Source organism: Serratia liquefaciens, assembly GCF_027594825.1.
In the GTDB taxonomy this organism is placed as follows: domain Bacteria; phylum Pseudomonadota; class Gammaproteobacteria; order Enterobacterales; family Enterobacteriaceae; genus Serratia; species Serratia liquefaciens_A.
Map to the genome: position 1 here is coordinate 4,883,218 of NZ_CP088930.1, position 15,862 is coordinate 4,899,079.

Consider the following 15,862-nt stretch of genomic DNA (forward strand, 5'->3'; position numbering starts at 1 on the left):
CGCTGCGGCGCTGGGGTTTAGCGCTGAAAGTCCCCTCAACGGTGCACTGGCAGAGGCTCAATCTTCCGTCTGTGTCCCCAGGCTTTCGGGCAATAGCTGTGCCAGCAGCAGGTCTAGGGTCAGCATCAGTCCATAGCGTGCCGTACTGCCACCGCTGAGCGGCAACACTTTATCCGCCAGCCCGGCCAACGTGGTACCGGCCGGGGTCAGGGCGATACGATACGCGCCGGTGGCACCGGCCAGTTTGGCGGCGTTAAGCAAATCGCTGTTTTCCCCACTCATCGACAGCAGGATCACGCACTGTTGCGTGCTGAGCGTGGAGGCCGTCATGCGCATCAGCGCAGGCTCCTGGCAGACAAAAGCGGGGTAACCCAGACCCACCAGGCGTTGTTGCAGCTCATTGGCATAAAGCGCCATGCTGTTTACGCCAAAAATATGCACGCTTTTGGATTGGCTTAGTTGCTGGCAAGCATCGATCAGCGCTGCATGTTCTACTTGCTGCAGCTGTTGATGCAAAGTGGTTTCTACGTCGTTTACGCGCTGTAGCCACAGACGCGGTGGGCCATTGGGCGTGGCTTGAGCGGTCAAATAGCGTGAGCCGCTCACGCTGGCCTGAGCCAGTTTCATGCGCAGATCGCGAATATCGTCGCAGCCAATGGTTTTGGCAAAGCGGGTAATGGTGGCCGGGCTGACCCCCGCCTGGCTGGCCAGCAATTCGATGGTGGCGGAGGAAGCGAAGGCGATATCGTCCAAAATGGTCTGTGCGACTTTGGCTTCCTGCTGACTGAACTGGTTCTGCCGTGCACGGATCTGATAGACGATGTCGCCAATATCTTCACAACCGATGGATTTAGCAAAACGGCTGAGGGTGGCGGAGCTGACGCCAGGCAGTTTGCCGATGCCGGCAGCGGAGGCAAAGGCGATATCCATGCCGCCGAGCACGGGTTGGGCTACCTCTGTCGGGGTGGCTGCCAGCGCAGGCTGGGTGCGCATTAGCGCGATAAAGTCGTTAAGATCCTGACAGCCAAGGGATTGGGCAAAATGAGCGACGATCTCGGTGCTGACACCTGCTCGCTCTGCCAATTGCTCAATGGTTGCTGTTGAAGTAAACCCCGGGTTGTTCAGTATGGCTCGGGCAACTTTTGCTTCCTGGCGGCTGAACGGATCCTGGCGAAACTGAATGTGGTAAACGAGATCCATGACTGCAGTGTCCCTTCTGTAATGCCAACCGGCGATCTGTGCTTCAAACTAGCCTGTTTTTCACACGGCATAAAGCGATAACCATAAGAATAGGCTAATGAAAATAATTTTCAATCCGTACAGATTTAAAATGAGATACTCTTCGCATTGTTTATCGGTCAATGATTTATCACTCTGTTTTTAAACATAAAAGGCCATTTTTAAATTTTATGGTTATGAAAAATCAGATCGCCGATCACAGTGTTGAAAAAAATTTTCATGATGAAAATTGTTTAATGCATTGTTTTTAAACGATTAGCCAAAAGTCATAATCAAATCATATGGAATCAAGGTATTTACAAGCGTGTTACGGAACTGTTTTATATTTGCATCGCCAAGTGGCTAACAACCGGGATACTGAAAATGCAAACCATCGTCTTATGCTGCGCAGCAGGCATGTCGACCAGCATGCTGGTGCAAAAAATGAAAGCCGAGGCGCAAAAACGGGCGCTGGATATCGTGATTGAGGCCGTGCCGGTGGCGGATTTTGAGCGCATCGTCGAGCGTGCAGACATTGTGCTGCTGGGGCCGCAGGTGAAATATGAACATGCGCGTCTTAGCGAACTTGCTGCGCCAATGGGTAAAACTGTCGCAGTGATCGACATGATGGACTACGGCACCATGCGTGGAGACAAGGTGCTGGACAAGGCGCTCGGCTTGTTGGCCTGATAACACCCTGAGGGGCTTGGCCCCTTATATCCTTTTATTTATTCATTGACCGTGGGTTATTTCATGACTCTCGGCGGGATCACTACGCCTGAAATCAGGCCGGGGAGGCGAAGGTGGATTTGGAAACTAGCGTTATGGAGTTGCTGGTTCATGCCGGTAGCGCGCGCAGTTCGCTGCTTTCGGCACTGCAGCTGGCACGTCGCGGTGAGTTCGTGGCCGCAGAGGCTAAGTTGGAAGAGGCCAAGGCCGGCATCGGGAGGGCGCACGGCATGCAGACGGAGCTGATTGGCATGGATGAAGGGGTTGGGAAAATACCGGTCAGTCTGATTCTGGTGCATGCGCAGGATCATTTGATGAACGCCATGCTGATTCAAGATCTGGCCACCGACATGATCGAGCTTTATCGCCGTTTACCGCAGGGGCAAAGCAATGACTAAGATAACCGTAATTGGCGGGGGCAGCAGCTACACGCCGGAGTTGGTCGAGGGGCTGATCGCCCACTATCAGGATGTTCCATTAACCGAACTTGCCTTGGTGGATGTAGAGTCCGGCCGCGAGAAAGTGGGCATCATTGCCGAACTGACCAAAAGAATGCTCAAGCGCAACGGGCTGGAGCAGGTGGTGGTGTCGGTGCATTTCGCATTGGAACCGGCCATTCGTGGTGCCAGCTTTGTGCTGACTCAGCTGCGGGTCGGGCAACTGGCCGCCCGTGCTGCCGATGAGCGTCTGGGGTTGAAATACCAGCGCCTGGGGCAAGAGACCACCGGTGTCGGTGGTTTCGCCAAGGCACTGCGCACCATTCCTGTCATGCTGGAAGTGGCGCGTACCGTAGAAGCGGTGGCGCCGGACGCCTGGATCATCAATTTCACAAATCCTGCCGGTATTGTCACGGAAGCGGTCTCCCGTTACAGCAAGGCGAAGATTATCGGTTTGTGCAACGTGCCGATCACCATGCACCACATGATTGCCGACATGCTGAAGGCTCCCTACGATCAGGTGGACCTGCGCTTTGCCGGGCTGAATCATATGGTGTGGGTGCATCAGGTTACGCAAAGCGGCAAGGATGTGACCGCCCAGGTGCTGGAGATGCTGAGCAATGGCGAAACGCTGTCGATGAACAACATCAAGGATCTGCCTTGGCCGCCGGCATTTTTGCAGGCGCTGGGGGCGATCCCTTGCCCGTACCACCGCTATTTCTATCAGACGGCCAGCATGCTGGACGAAGAGCTGGAAGCGGCCGCCGCGCAGGGAACCCGTGCTGAGCAGGTGATGAAGGTTGAGGCAGAGTTATTTGCCCTCTATGCCGATCCGACGCTGGACAAAAAACCGGAGCAGCTAAGCTTTCGTGGCGGTGCCTTCTATTCAGAAGTTGCGGTCGAACTGATCCGCGCCATTCACAATAACAGCGGCAAGGTGCTGGTGGTGAACACCCGCAATAACGGCGCGATCCAGGGCTTGCCGGATGATGCGGTAATTGAAACCAACTGCGTGATCGACGCACAGGGCGCTCACCCGCTGAGCTTCGGACCGCTGCCGCTGGCCATGAACGGGTTGACTCAGCAGGTAAAAGATTTCGAACGCTTGACCATTGAGGCCGCGGTGCATGGCGATCGTCAGAGTGCGCTGTTGGCGCTGGTGGTGAATCCGCTGATTGGCGGCGTCGGTATCGCACAACCTTTGCTGGATGAGGTGCTGAACCTGAACCAAGCCTATTTGCCGCAGTTCAACTAAGTCGATATTCCATAATAATAATCATGCTAGCCGGCTTGGCCGGGCAGGGGGAATGATGGCGGGTTTAAATAGCATTCTGGAACGTTACGTATTGCCGACGGCGTTAAAAATCGCCGGGCAAAAACACATTTTATCGGTACGAGACGGCATTATTCTCAATATGCCGTTTATGTTGATCGGGTCATTTTTCCTGATCTTCGCCTACTTGCCGATCCCGAGCTATGCCAACCTGATGGGGGAGGTATTCGGAGCGGCGTGGAGAGACAAGCTGTTGTATCCGGTCAAGGCGACCTACGACATCATGGCGATTATCTCCAGCTTCGGCATTGCCTACCGGCTGGCGGAAAAATACCGCGGCATGGATCCGCTCAGTACCGGTGCCGTTTCGCTCGTGGCTTTTATCATGACCATTCCCCAGCACACGCTGTTTGCGCCGGTGAAGGGCGCTGCGGAGCAGATTGTCAAAGGCGTGCTGCCGATGAATTTTATCGGCAGCCAGGGATTGTTCGTGGCGATAGTGGTGGCGCTGTTGTCGACGGAAATCTACCGGTTCGTGCATAACCGCAATCTGGTGATCAACATGCCGGAAGGGGTGCCGCCGGCGGTGGCGAAATCCTTCCTGGCGTTGATCCCGGGGTTTTGCGTGCTGGCAGTGATCCTTCTGCTGCGCTTGATCGTCGAAGCCACGCCGTTCGGCGATATCAACACCATGATCGCCACGCTGATCGGTATCCCGATGCACCACGTGGGCGGAACGCTGCCGGGAATGATTTTCTCGGTGATCCTGATTGGCCTGCTGTGGACGCTGGGGCTGCATGGCGATGCTATCGTACTGGTGTTCATTCAGCCGGTGTGGTTGGCGAATATGTCGGAAAATCTGGTGGCTTTTCAGAACAACCAGCCTATCCCGCACATTATTACCCAGCAATTTTACGACTTATGGATAGCGCCCGGCGGAACCGGCGCCCTGTTGGGGTTGGTGATCTTCATGCTGGTGCGCAGCCGTAGCGCGCAGATGAAACAGCTGGGAAAAATCGCCGCGCCGGGCTGCCTGTTTAACATCAGCGAGCCGATGGTATTTGGTATCCCGCTGGTGATGAACCCGTACTTCTTCCTGCCGTTCATTTTGACGCCGGTGGTGCTGGTGATCGTGACCTACACCGCGATGGCAACCGGTTTGGTGACGCCACCGGTTGGTATAGCCTTGCCATTTACCACGCCGATTTTCATCAGTGGCTATCTGGCGACCGGCGGCCATATTTCGGGAACCGTGATCCAGGTGGTCAATCTGCTGATTTCAATGGCGATTTACTACCCGTTCTTCCGTGCCTGGGATAAGCAGAAATACCGCGAAGAAAATCAGGCCGCGGCATCAGCACCAAGCGCTGTGGTCGGTGAACAACCCCTGACGCCATAAAGAGCAAGGCACCTTTCTGCGGTAGCGAGCATAACTGCTGCCGCAGGAAGGATAAAAACCGCGTCACACACGAATTGTTACATCATAACAACGTTATTTTTCTCCCCCTTAGCAACGCCTGCCTAAATTGCCTGTCAGATAACCACCCAGCAGCAGGGGGAGAGAAACTCTCACAACAACCTGTATCTGGCAGATGGCTATGAACTCACTTTGGCGGGAATGGTATTAAAAATGCAGAAGTTCCGACGTTGGACCCAGTTGCAGGTCTCTTTCTTTATCGCTTTTTATCTCGGTGTTTTACTCAATATCCCTATATTTTATCGACGCTATCAACAACTCCACAACGACAACCTGCTGTCGATTGGCATTGAAGTCGTCGCTGCCTTTTGTCTGGTGTGCTTTATTACCTTGCTGATCTCGTTTTTGGGGCGCCGTTTGTTTCGGGTTTTGGCCTCGCTGCTGGTACTAAGCTCGGTTGCCGCCAGCTATTATATGGTGCTGTTCCACGTTGATATCGGTTACGGCATTCTGGCGGCGGTAATGACCACCGACGTTGATTTGTCCAAAGAGTCGGTCGGCTGGCATTTTGGCGTGTGGATGGTACTGGTGAGCCTGTTGCCGCTGCTGCTGATCTGGCTGGCCCCCATGCACGAAGCCGCATTCAAGCGCGGTAATCGGCTGGCATGGGGTAAAAAAGGCGGCATTATGTTGGCCGCAGGGCTGTTCTGCTGGCTACCGCTTCAGTTGATGGGCCAGGTGCAGGATCAACACGATCGTGAAAATAATCAGATGATGGCCAGCTATGGCGGGGTAGTGGCCGGCAGTTATTCGCCGTCCAACTGGCTCTCGGCCTTGGGTTTGCTGACTTACAGCTCGTACAGCCAGGCGGAAGACAGCCGTAATTTGTACGATCCGGCGGCGCATTTCACCTATCAGCCGCCAAAGGATGTCAACGATCTCTATGTGGTATTCGTGATTGGCGAAAGCGCCAGGCGCGATCATATGGGAGTCTACGGCTACCAGCGCGACAATACGCCGAATCTGGACAAAGAAGCCAACCTGGCGGTGCTGCAAGGTTATTCTTGCGACACGTCGACCAAGCTCAGTCTGCGTTGCATGTTCGTCAGAGAAGGTGGAGCTTCGGAAGAGCCGCAGCGCACACTGAAGGAAATGAACGTTTTCTCGGTGCTGAAAAAGCAGGGTTTTTCCTCCGAGTTGTTTTCCATGCAAAGCGAGGCCTGGTTTTATAATAAGACCCAGGCGGACAGCTATTCTCTTCGAGAAAGCATTCAGGCGGAAAAACGCAATGCCGGCAAACCCGTTGATGATATTGCGTTGATCGATGAACTGAAGGATTCACTGGACCGTCATCCGCAGGGCAAACATTTGGTCATTTTGCATACCAAAGGCTCGCATTATATGTACACCGAGCGCTATCCCCGGGCTTTCGCCCGCTACCAGCCGGAGTGCCAGGGCATTGATGACACTTGTTCAACGGAATCGATGATCAACTCTTACGATAACAGCCTGTTGTACACCGACTATGTTCTTGAGCAGGCGTTCAATCAGTTGCGAAATCGCAACGCTATCGTGTTTTACGCATCTGACCACGGCGAGTCGATCTCGGAAAATATGCATTTTCACGGTACGCCGCGCGATCATGCGCCGAAAGAGCAACGCACCGTGCCTATCATGGTGTGGGCATCTGACAAATTCCTCAGTCAGCCCGATCACCAGGCGGCGTTTAACCAGTTAAAGGCGCTGCAACAGGCTAAAACACCGGTGTTTCATGAAAAGCTGTTCGACAGCATTCTGGGCTGCATCGGTTATACCTCACCGGACGGCGGCATCGTCAAACAGCGTAACTGGTGTCAGGTCAACTGAGTCCCAAAACGCACTACCAACCGCCGTAAGGCGGTTTTTTTATGCGCTAAACCGGAAGGGCAATGCTTTAGCGGAGGCTCTCTATCCAGTGAAAGATACGCGCCAGGGTGTGTGCGATATCGCCAATGTTAAATAACGCGCCTATCCATATCGCAATCATGATGCCTACGGCAATAACGATCGGCATATCCATTCTACTCATTGGCTATCTTCTTCAATGGGTTAACTTGATTTCAAGCCTAGCATTAATCGTCGTCAGGATAAAATATCAGGCTAATAGTGCCAAAATTCAGTTTGCCTAAATCGTATTATGGCCGTTTTTATTCCGATTATTGCTGGCAGTGAAAAACGACGCTCGTACTCGGGGGCTGAGAAGGAAGGTTATACAAATTTGCGTTAGGACGTTGAGCGGATTACGACAATAAAAAAGCCACCCGGAGGTGGCTTGTCGCGAGAACGCTGTTTAGTCCAGTTTTGGATGCTGGTCGATCAACGTCTGTTTTTTCTTTTCCAGCTCGGCGATCTGCTCATTGATGTCTTCGACTTTTTGTTCGATGTTGTCGTAGTTTTCCTGCAGCAGTTCTTTGGCTTCCGAACGATCCGAGGCGGCCGGGGTGGCACCGCGCAGCGGTTTGTTGGCCGTTTCCTTCATGTACAGACCGGTGATCAGGCCGATGACGGCGACGACCATCAGATAGTAAGCCGGCATATACAGGTTCCCGGTCGATTCGACCAGCCAGGCTGCAACCGTTGGGGTCGCACCGGCAACCAGTACCGAGATGTTGAATGAAATCGCCAACGCGCTGTAACGAATGTGCGTCGGGAACATCGCCGGCAGGGTGGAGGCCATCACGCCGGTGAAGGAGTTCAGCAGCACCGCCAGCACCAACAGGCCGACGAAGATCAGACCAATCACATTACTGTTGATCAGAATAAAGCACGGAATAGCCAGTGCCAGCAGACCGACGCTACCGCCGATAATAAACGGCTTACGGCCGATGCGGTCGCTGGCCAGACCGATGACCGGTTGTACGAACAACATGCCGATCATGATGGCGATAATGATCAGTACACCGTGATCTTCCGAGTAGTGCAGGTTATGCGACAGGTAGCTCGGCATGTAGGTCAGCAACATGTAATAGGTCACGTTGGTAGAAATCACGATACCGACGCAGACCAACAGGCTTTTCCAATGCTTGGCCGCGATCTCTTTAAAAGAGGTCTTCGGCGGGTTTTCGATGGCGTTGCGATCTTCCTTCTCCATCTTTTCCACGTGCTGCTGGAACGCCGGGGTTTCTTCCAGCGCATGACGCAGGTACAAACCGATCAGCCCCAGAGGTGCCGCGATAAAGAACGGAATACGCCAGCCCCAGTCGAGGAAGTTGGTTTCACCGACGATACTGGAAATCAGCACCACTACGCCCGCACCCAGTACGAAACCGGCAATGGAGCCGAAATCGAGCCAACTGCCCATAAAGCCGCGCTTTCTGTCCGGCGAGTATTCGGCAACGAAGATTGCCGCGCCGGAGTATTCGCCACCTACCGAGAAGCCCTGTGCCAGTTTGGCCAGCAACAGCAGAACCGGTGCCCAGATGCCGATGGAGGCGTAAGAGGGGATCAGGCCGATACAGAAGGTACTCACCGCCATGATAATAATGGTGATGGACAGCACTTTCTGGCGACCGAACTTATCGCCCATCGCGCCAAAGAAAATACCGCCTAACGGACGTACCAGGAAGGGAACGGAAAAGGTCGCCAATGCGGCAATCATCTGCACGCCAGGGGTGGCGCCAGGGAAAAATACTTGCCCAAGGGCGTAGGCCACAAAGCCATATACACCGAAGTCGAACCATTCCATCGCGTTACCCAAAGCGGCTGCGGTAATGGCTTTTTTCAGCTTGCTGTCATCGATGATGGTGATGTCATTAATATGCATCGGTTTATGTCGTTTTTTTCTTAACTTCATATAATCATCCCTTAATCAATTTTAGTCGTACGTGAATTCGCAATCCTCGTTCACTTCTTCTGCCCAGTTATCAGCGTGGCTTATCTTATGGCTCTCTTGCCAAATCCGCCACTGCCTTTTTTGTGTGATGCGAGTCACGTAATAAGTCAATTTTCACCGGGAATATGTCATTTAGGTGACTAATTATTTTGCATCTATAGCTTAACGTTATATCTTGCGGCGATCAAATTTAGCAGTTTATCTTATGGATTTGCACCGATATAGCGCATAAATAGATTAACTATTGCGCACATTGGTGGTTTTTTGTCTGGTGGGGTGAGGCAAGTATAGGTAAGGTCTGCGGCAAAAACCGGCAAAATTAATGCCTGTGGGATAAAAAAGCCCGACGCGAACGTCAGGCTAAAGCGTTACTGTGCGGAGCCACCAAACTCCAGATAGAGTTGCGCCAGGTTTTGGTATTGAGCGAACCGGTTTTCATCTACTGCCAGTTCCGCCAACCGACGGCGATTTTGCGCATCCAGCCAGAAATTGATCGGCACCGAGCCTTGCCGGTAGCGGCTTTCATTCAACCGTTCAGATTTACGTGCCAGCACCAATGCCGTCTGCAGGTGTTTCTCCTGTGCCATCAGTTGCGTACGTAATGACAGGGCATCATCAATATCGGCCATGGCTTTATACAGCGCCTGCTTGAATTCCAGCACCTGCAGTTCATAGTCGCTGCGGGCGATTTTGATGTCGACGTCCATTTGCCGCCATTCGAGGAACGGCAGCGACAGTCCGGCACCTACCGTTGCCAGCGGATTGCGCAAAAACTCCAGCAATGCGGTGCTGCTGACACCCAATGAGCCCGTCAGGCTGAAGGCCGGGTAGTACTGGGTGCGTTTGATGTCCACGTTAGCCAGAGTTTCACGCAGTCGCCACTCTTTGGCGCTGATATCCGGCCGATGGCTTAGCACGCTGGCCGGAATGCCGGCATTGATTTGCGGCAGTGGGCCGGTCGGCAGGCGATCGGGCTCAACCAAGCTGTTCCCCGGTGGCGCACCCAGCAGTACCGTCTGTTCGTTCAGTGCCTGCTGACGTTCACGCAGCAGTGCCAGATGGCTGCTTTCCTGATTTATCAGGTTTTGTTCGGCATCCACCACGTCCAATGAAGAGACGCTGCCCGCGCGGTAGCGTGCCTTGACCAGCCCCAGTGTTTGTTGGGAATAGTCGATGCTTTGCTGACTGACGCGGATGCGCTGATTGATAAAGCCGATACGCCAGTAATTCTTGCTGGCGCTGGCGAGCAAAGCCAGGCGCGCACTTTGCAAATCCTGCTGCGTGGCCTGGCTGGCCCATTCCGCGGCGTCACGTTGCCGTGCCAATTTGCCCCACAGATCGACTTCATAGCTGACGCCGAGATTGGCGCCGCTGCTTTTATTCCAGGCTGAGGAGCCTGAAAGGGCGGTATTGGCTCCGCTGCTGAACGTTGCGTTCACACTTGGCGCGGTGCCGATGTCGGCCCGCTGTGCCGCCAGTTGGGCACGGTAGACGCGCAGTGCGGCGGCGGCCAGATCGTTGTTGGCTGCCATCACCTGCTGCAGCCATAGGTCCAACTGAGGATCGTGGAAATCACGCCAGTTAAAGGGCACTGGCGTGGTGGCTTCGGCGCTTTGCTGCCAGTGGGCTGGATACTGCACCTTTGGGGACTGATACTCGCTTTTCAGCGCATTCCCGCAGCCGGTACTGAGCAAGGCCGCGAGGCATAATGCGAGAGGGGATAAGGTTTTCATAAGTTACTCGCTGGCCAGAGAAATGACCGGATCCATCCGCGCCGCTTTGCGGGCCGGGAGATAACCGAAGATCATGCCAATCAGGGTGGAGCAGCAGAAGGCCACGGCGGCGGCCTGCCAGGAATAGATGGCGGTGAGCATGCCCCCTGCCAGCAGGGTAAACAGTGAGCCGGCAGCGAACGAAAGCAAAATGCCCAATGCGCCACCGATCAGGCAAACCAGCACGGCCTCGATCATAAACTGCTGCATAATATCGCTGCGACGTGCGCCAACGGCCATGCGTACGCCGATTTCATGCGTGCGTTCGGTCACTGATACCAGCATGATATTCATCACGCCCAGACTGCCGATAATCAGGGAGATCGAGGCGACCATCAGGATCAGCAGGGTCAGCGTCATCGAGGTGTGTTCAATCGATTTTCGGTATTTGTCGAGATTGAACAGCATAAAATCCTTCACGCCATGACGTTGAGTCAGTAACTGTTTAATGGCGGCGACGGCGGCTTCGTTGGAGACGTCCTCTTTCAATCGGACATTAATGCTGCTAAGCGTCGATTTACCCACCATGCGATACATCACCGTGGAATAGGGCATCCATACTTTGATGCGGTTGGGGGCCGAGTCCTGGTTACTTTGGACTACGCCGACCACCCGGGCCGGTACTGCACCGAGGAACACGATCTGGCCCAGAGGCTCAACGCCGAAATCGCCGAATAACGCCTGCCGCGCGTTTTCATCAATGATCACTTCCTGCAGCGCATTGCGGTCATCCAGGAAGTTTCGACCCTGTATCAGCTTGAGGCCGCTAACGCGCAGGTTATCGCGGCCCACGCCGCTGATTGTCGCATTGGCCGATTTGCTGCGATAGCGAATGCTCTCCGAGGCGCTGACTTCAGGGCTGACGCTGTCGACAAAGCTCTGGCTGGCCAGCGCATCGGCATCCGCCGGCACCAGAGTGCGGATGCTGTCGGTGCTGTCGTCAAAGAAATCGCGCCCGGGATAAATGCTGACGACGTTAGTGCCCAGATCTTTAATGCTTTCCAGCGTGCGCTGTTTGGCGCCTTCGCCCAAGGCGACCACCGTGACCACGGCGGCGATGCCGAAAATGATGCCGGTCATGGTCAGCGCTGTGCGCAAGCGATGGGCGTTCATCGCTTTCAACGCCATCTGCAGTGACTCCCGGGTGCGGTCGAGCAAACTTTGCCAATAGCCTTGTGCAACCGGCGCGCTCTTTTTCATTACCGGAGGAGGAACCGGCGATTGAGGGCCGCTGTCGGCAACGATTTCACCATCCTGCAGTTCGATGATGCGCTGCGCGTGTTGGGCGACTTTCATATCGTGGGTGACGATCACCACCGTATGACCGCGTTGGTTGAGTTCGCTGAGGATCGCCAACACTTCCTGGCCGGATTTGGAGTCCAACGCGCCGGTCGGTTCGTCCGCCAGGATGATTTCACCGCCGTTGATTAACGAACGAGCAATGCTGACGCGTTGCTGCTGGCCACCGGACAGTTGACCGGGCTTGTGGTGTTCACGGCCTTCCAACCCCAGGCGCGCCAACAATTGTGCCGCGCGCAGGCGACGTTGGTCGCGCTTGCTGTTGGCGTAAATCGCCGGGATTTCGACGTTGCCCAACGCGCTGATGTCCGGCATCAGGTGATAGCGCTGGAAGATAAAACCAATGTGTTCGCGGCGCAGTCTGGCCAATTCGTCCGGCGACAGGTGTGCGGCGTTATGGCCGCTGATGAAATAGTCCCCCTGATCCGGCACATCCAGACAACCGATGATGTTCATCAGCGTTGATTTGCCCGAGCCTGAGGCACCGATAATGGCGACCAACTCCCCGGCGGCAATCTTCAGATTGATGTTTTTCAGTACGGTTAATGGCTCGCTGCTGTTGGTATAGGTGCGGCCAATGCCTTTCAGTTCAATAATGGCGTTCACAGTACCAGACCTTCTTCGCCTGGCTTGGCACTTTCCTGCACCAGCACTACGTTTTCACCCGCTTTTAATCCGGACAGGATTTGTATATCGACGTTATTGGTAATACCGGTTGTCACCTCACGCATTTCCACCCGGTTATCCCCGGTCAGCACTTGTACCTGCTGTTTTTTGTCCGCGTTTTTATGCACTGCCTGAATCGGAACCAATAGCGTATTTTTTGCCTCACCCAACAGCAATGAAACCTGAGCCGTCATGGCAATGCGCAGCCGGTTTTCCGGATTGGGCACGTCGAGCAGCGCGTTGTAATACACCGAAGCGTTGGCGCTGCCGGAGCCTGAGGCAGAACCGCCGCCGCTGAGGGAGTCGTCTTTCATGACGGACTCAGGCGCCAATTCGACGGTGCGCAGCGTGGCGTCGTACTTTTTGTCCGGTTCGGAGAAAATAGTGAAGTAGGCTTTTTGTCCTTGAGTCACGCGGGTAATGTCGGCTTCGGAAATCTGCGCCTTGATGGTCATCACATCCAGCTGCGCCAGTTTGACGATGGTAGGGGCGCTCTGATTGGCGTTTACCGTTTGGCCTTGCTGGGTAATGACGGCAATCACAATGCCGTCCATCGGTGCCAGGATGCGGGTATAACTCAGATCAACCTTCTTCTTGTCCACCTCAATTTGCGCCTGAACAATACGTGCATTCAGCGCGATCAGTTCGGCGCGGGTGGCGGCAAGCGTGGCCTCTGCCGATTCAAAATCTTCGCGCGAGCTGGCTTCATCGTTCAACATGCGTTTCTGGCGTTTAAAGCGGGACTCTGCCTGCTTCAACAGTGCCTGTTTGGCCTGCAAATCCGCTTTGGCCGCGTTCAGCGCCGCTTCGGCGTTACGCAGGTCGTTACGTTGCGGCAGGTCGTCGATGTCGGCAATCGGCTGGCCTTTGGTGACCCGGTCGCCAAGTTTGACCTTCAGGGACTTCACCTGACCGGAAACCTGAGCACCGACGTTGACCCGTTCGAAAGCATCCAGCTTACCGGTGGCCAATACCGCGTTTTCGATATCGCCAAGGCGAACCGGCGCGGTGACATAGGGGGCCTGCGAGGGGCTTTGCAGTGAGATCAGTGTAACGACGGCAGTAATGACCAGCAGGACGCCGGCCAGAGTAAACGCCAAACGGCGCGGAGTGACTTTCATAATGTTATCCGTAACAGCAACGTTGATCCCAGAAGCCGCTATAGTGGCATCCAGCGCTTTAACTAACAATAAACATGCCGCAGACGGCGAGAGAAAAGTGCCGGTGTTTAACTATCGCGGAGTGAAAGTAATTGGTGGCTGAGGGAGGTATAGGCGAAAAAACAAGATTTCTCTTAAAATTCAGTTGTTCATAGCTACTTGCGTTGAATCCATAGCATTAATATGGATAATAACGCCCCGAAGCAAAGGAATGCGCTATTAACTCAGTTGGCAGAGTGGTTGGTTTTATAATGCTTTTTTGGCTACAAAATTGATAGACGCGGGTTCGAGTCCTGCATAGCGCGCCAGCTTCCTTTTCGGACCAGTTATCATAAAGCGCACCCGGGTTGATTTGCACTATCGGCTCCTTGTTGGGATTTTCGGGTGTGCTTTACCCTAACCGGTTCTCTTCTTTTGTTAATCTTCCTCTGTTGCAATCGATCTTTGCTAGACTCTAATCAGGCAGGTTCGCTGCCCGGCAACAGGAGATCGCCATGTCTGAGTCCGAGCAACTGCAGGAGTTATTGCAACGTGTAGCGGCACTCGAAGCCAGAGAGAAGTCGCTGACTGCCGCCTCCAACGCCTATCAGGCAATCATCACCACCATGCTGGGCAACCTGGCTCAACAGGAGCGCGACAAGATTATTGCGATGATCGATCAGGCGCATGAACTTGCTTATGCGCGCGCTATTCAGCGCTGTAACGAACCGCAAAAGCAAAAAATCAAACAGGCCGACGATATCGCCCAACGGATGTTTATGTTTGCCCAAGGCAAAAACTCGCTGCAGCGCTAGCTACTGAAGGTATAACAGTTACCGATATTAAATTGCATAACTGATCTACCTGGGCAAACTGTACCTGTGTTAGTTTGAGGAATGATTATTGATAGCAATAATGTCCCCCCAAGGCATAAGGTTGTAGCTATGGACGCGATTAAAAGCATCTTGGTAAAAGAAATCGAACGGATCAATCGGCAGGAAGGACGTGACGGCAAGTTGCGCTTCAATAGCGAGTTTGCTCGCGATCACCGTTATCTGTGTCTCGCCATGTTTGCCGGTTATTTTGCCGTGATCGCCGTGATGTATCAGGTTCCTTACATGGGCTTCATCTCGTTTTTGGCTTTCACCGCTTTCGTTCTGTTCATGTTCGCCATGCTGCTGATTGAAATCAAACCGGTCTATCGTTTTGAAGATATTGGCGTGCTGGATCTGCGCGTTTGTTATAACGGCGAATGGTATTTCACCCGAGCGCTGTCGCCGCAGTCGGTGAAAGCACTGCTGGATGAACCGACGATCGGTGCCGCGACGAAAACTCGCATGCAGGAAATCATCGCCAATAAAGGCGAGATCGACTTCTATGATGTCTACGATTTGGCGTACTCAAAGAAGCCGCAGGATGAGCAGCCTCAGGTGGCCGTGCTTAACTGAGGGTTTCCGCTCGCGCGGTTGTCGATTATACTCACGCATTGAAGTCAGATAAGCCTGAGGAATTTACGATGAGTGATGATATTTTCGATTTTGATATCGATGCCGAATTGGCGCAAGCAGAAGAAAAAGCGGCGCAGAAAGTGAAAGAACTCCCCGAGATCCTTGAGGACGAGGCGGATTGCGAAGGTTGCAAAATCTGATTGCCATCGCCTTTAAAGAACCGCTTCGGCGGTTTTTTTATGCTCAAAATTCGGGGGCTGCGGGCAAAAAAAAGCCCGTTTCAGGCGGGCCAACACTTAAAGGGTATGAGGGTTTATTTTTATAACTCACTGCGTCTAGCATACGCGCAATGGTTGGCAAGTGATGTCGGCGTTTTGTAACAAAACGGTTGTTGTAGTGTTGTGATGTTACTGCGTCAGCTGGGGGGGTTAATCCAGTACAAATCCCCAAATCAGCAACGCCGCCACGATTATCAGGCAGAGTGCGGAAACGGTAACCAGTATTTTTCCGAGAATGTCTTTGTCTTGCTGCTGTGCCACGTTAACGTTATCCAATTAAGAGTCTATGGACCAAATCGGCGACGCCCAGGTCCA

Annotated in this window: 15 protein-coding genes and 1 tRNA gene; 9 read left to right on the plus strand and 7 right to left on the minus strand. The window is 53.7% G+C overall.

Translation table 11 applies throughout. From position 1 onward, the window contains the following. Positions 1-57: 57 nt before the first annotated feature. On the minus strand, positions 58-1,200 hold the full coding sequence (locus tag LQ945_RS22520) for a MurR/RpiR family transcriptional regulator (RefSeq protein ID WP_262241142.1): 1,143 nt from the start codon (positions 1,198-1,200) through the stop codon (positions 58-60). 402 nt (positions 1,201-1,602) lie between these two features. Here LQ945_RS22520 and LQ945_RS22525 point away from each other — a divergent pair, with 402 nt between their 5' ends. The 5 genes from LQ945_RS22525 to eptB all read left to right on the plus strand — a co-directional run bounded on the left by LQ945_RS22525 (position 1,603) and on the right by eptB (position 6,940). Next, entirely contained in the window at positions 1,603-1,908 is a 306-nt protein-coding gene (locus LQ945_RS22525; protein ID WP_044549723.1) for a PTS sugar transporter subunit IIB, read from the plus strand. A 134-nt stretch (positions 1,909-2,042) separates the two neighbouring features. Further along, a complete protein-coding gene (locus LQ945_RS22530; protein WP_044549724.1) occupies positions 2,043-2,345 on the plus strand; it encodes a PTS lactose/cellobiose transporter subunit IIA in 303 nt (100 codons plus the stop codon). Then, positions 2,338-3,639 (plus strand): 6-phospho-beta-glucosidase, encoded by a 1,302-nt coding sequence (locus tag LQ945_RS22535; protein ID WP_044549726.1) that lies wholly within the window; start codon positions 2,338-2,340, stop codon positions 3,637-3,639. Before LQ945_RS22530 ends, LQ945_RS22535 begins: the two co-directional genes overlap by 8 nt. Before the next feature lie 55 nt (positions 3,640-3,694). Next, the gene (gene celB / locus LQ945_RS22540; RefSeq protein WP_270103020.1) at positions 3,695-5,056 is read left to right on the plus strand and encodes a PTS cellobiose transporter subunit IIC; all 1,362 of its coding nucleotides are present in this window, start codon (positions 3,695-3,697) and stop codon (positions 5,054-5,056) included. Positions 5,057-5,287: 231 nt separating this feature from the next. After that, positions 5,288-6,940 carry a kdo(2)-lipid A phosphoethanolamine 7''-transferase gene (gene eptB / locus LQ945_RS22545; protein ID WP_270101774.1) on the plus strand — a complete coding sequence of 551 codons (1,653 nt, stop codon included), beginning with the start codon at positions 5,288-5,290 and terminating at the stop codon, positions 6,938-6,940. Positions 6,941-7,007: 67 nt separating this feature from the next. Here eptB and LQ945_RS22550 read toward each other — a convergent pair whose 3' ends face one another. The 5 genes from LQ945_RS22550 to LQ945_RS22570 all read right to left on the minus strand — a co-directional run bounded on the left by LQ945_RS22550 (position 7,008) and on the right by LQ945_RS22570 (position 13,803). After that, the gene (locus LQ945_RS22550) at positions 7,008-7,142 is read right to left on the minus strand and encodes a hypothetical protein (protein WP_044549732.1); all 135 of its coding nucleotides are present in this window, start codon (positions 7,140-7,142) and stop codon (positions 7,008-7,010) included. 261 nt (positions 7,143-7,403) lie between these two features. Further along, a complete protein-coding gene (proP, locus tag LQ945_RS22555; RefSeq protein WP_270101775.1) occupies positions 7,404-8,906 on the minus strand; it encodes a glycine betaine/L-proline transporter ProP in 1,503 nt (500 codons plus the stop codon). A gap of 407 nt (positions 8,907-9,313) precedes the next feature. Continuing rightward, complete coding sequence (locus tag LQ945_RS22560) at positions 9,314-10,678, minus strand: TolC family protein (RefSeq protein ID WP_270101776.1); 1,365 nt, start codon at positions 10,676-10,678, stop codon at positions 9,314-9,316. A gap of 3 nt (positions 10,679-10,681) precedes the next feature. Then, positions 10,682-12,622: a MacB family efflux pump subunit gene (locus LQ945_RS22565; RefSeq protein WP_269933834.1), complete on the minus strand. Its 1,941-nt coding sequence runs from the start codon at positions 12,620-12,622 to the stop codon at positions 10,682-10,684. Beyond that, on the minus strand, positions 12,619-13,803 hold the full coding sequence (locus tag LQ945_RS22570; RefSeq protein WP_270101777.1) for an efflux RND transporter periplasmic adaptor subunit: 1,185 nt from the start codon (positions 13,801-13,803) through the stop codon (positions 12,619-12,621). Before LQ945_RS22570 ends, LQ945_RS22565 begins: the two co-directional genes overlap by 4 nt. 252 nt (positions 13,804-14,055) lie before the next feature. Between LQ945_RS22570 and LQ945_RS22575 the strand changes: the two genes are divergently transcribed. The 4 genes from LQ945_RS22575 (at position 14,056) to LQ945_RS22590 (ending at position 15,469) form a co-directional block, all read left to right on the plus strand. Beyond that, positions 14,056-14,150, plus strand: a tRNA-OTHER gene (locus LQ945_RS22575). A 186-nt stretch (positions 14,151-14,336) separates the two neighbouring features. Further along, on the plus strand, positions 14,337-14,636 hold the full coding sequence (locus LQ945_RS22580) for a hypothetical protein (protein WP_122078556.1): 300 nt from the start codon (positions 14,337-14,339) through the stop codon (positions 14,634-14,636). A 129-nt stretch (positions 14,637-14,765) separates the two neighbouring features. Next, on the plus strand, positions 14,766-15,269 hold the full coding sequence (locus LQ945_RS22585) for a YlaC family protein (RefSeq protein WP_044549743.1): 504 nt from the start codon (positions 14,766-14,768) through the stop codon (positions 15,267-15,269). Between the two features lie 68 nt (positions 15,270-15,337). Next, positions 15,338-15,469, plus strand: coding sequence for a hypothetical protein (locus tag LQ945_RS22590; RefSeq protein ID WP_012006291.1), 132 nt, complete (start codon positions 15,338-15,340; stop codon positions 15,467-15,469). A 228-nt stretch (positions 15,470-15,697) separates the two neighbouring features. On the opposite strand, the gene LQ945_RS22595 is transcribed toward LQ945_RS22590, so the two are convergent. Next, entirely contained in the window at positions 15,698-15,823 is a 126-nt protein-coding gene (locus LQ945_RS22595; protein WP_044549744.1) for a hypothetical protein, read from the minus strand. Positions 15,824-15,862: the final 39 nt, after the last annotated feature.

Bases quoted from the DNA above. Each gene is read 5' to 3' on its own strand.
- LQ945_RS22520 (WP_262241142.1), bottom strand. From the start codon at position 1,200: ATGGATCTCGTTTACCACATTCAGTTTCGCCAGGATCCGTTCAGCCGC.
- LQ945_RS22525 (WP_044549723.1), top strand. From the start codon at position 1,603: ATGCAAACCATCGTCTTATGCTGCGCAGCAGGCATGTCGACCAGCATG.
- LQ945_RS22530 (WP_044549724.1), top strand. From the start codon at position 2,043: ATGGAGTTGCTGGTTCATGCCGGTAGCGCGCGCAGTTCGCTGCTTTCG.
- LQ945_RS22535 (WP_044549726.1), top strand. From the start codon at position 2,338: ATGACTAAGATAACCGTAATTGGCGGGGGCAGCAGCTACACGCCGGAG.
- celB (WP_270103020.1), top strand. From the start codon at position 3,695: ATGGCGGGTTTAAATAGCATTCTGGAACGTTACGTATTGCCGACGGCG.
- eptB (WP_270101774.1), top strand. From the start codon at position 5,288: ATGCAGAAGTTCCGACGTTGGACCCAGTTGCAGGTCTCTTTCTTTATC.
- LQ945_RS22550 (WP_044549732.1), bottom strand. From the start codon at position 7,142: ATGAGTAGAATGGATATGCCGATCGTTATTGCCGTAGGCATCATGATT.
- proP (WP_270101775.1), bottom strand. From the start codon at position 8,906: ATGAAGTTAAGAAAAAAACGACATAAACCGATGCATATTAATGACATC.
- LQ945_RS22560 (WP_270101776.1), bottom strand. From the start codon at position 10,678: ATGAAAACCTTATCCCCTCTCGCATTATGCCTCGCGGCCTTGCTCAGT.
- LQ945_RS22570 (WP_270101777.1), bottom strand. From the start codon at position 13,803: ATGAAAGTCACTCCGCGCCGTTTGGCGTTTACTCTGGCCGGCGTCCTG.
- LQ945_RS22580 (WP_122078556.1), top strand. From the start codon at position 14,337: ATGTCTGAGTCCGAGCAACTGCAGGAGTTATTGCAACGTGTAGCGGCA.
- LQ945_RS22585 (WP_044549743.1), top strand. From the start codon at position 14,766: ATGGACGCGATTAAAAGCATCTTGGTAAAAGAAATCGAACGGATCAAT.
- LQ945_RS22590 (WP_012006291.1), top strand. From the start codon at position 15,338: ATGAGTGATGATATTTTCGATTTTGATATCGATGCCGAATTGGCGCAA.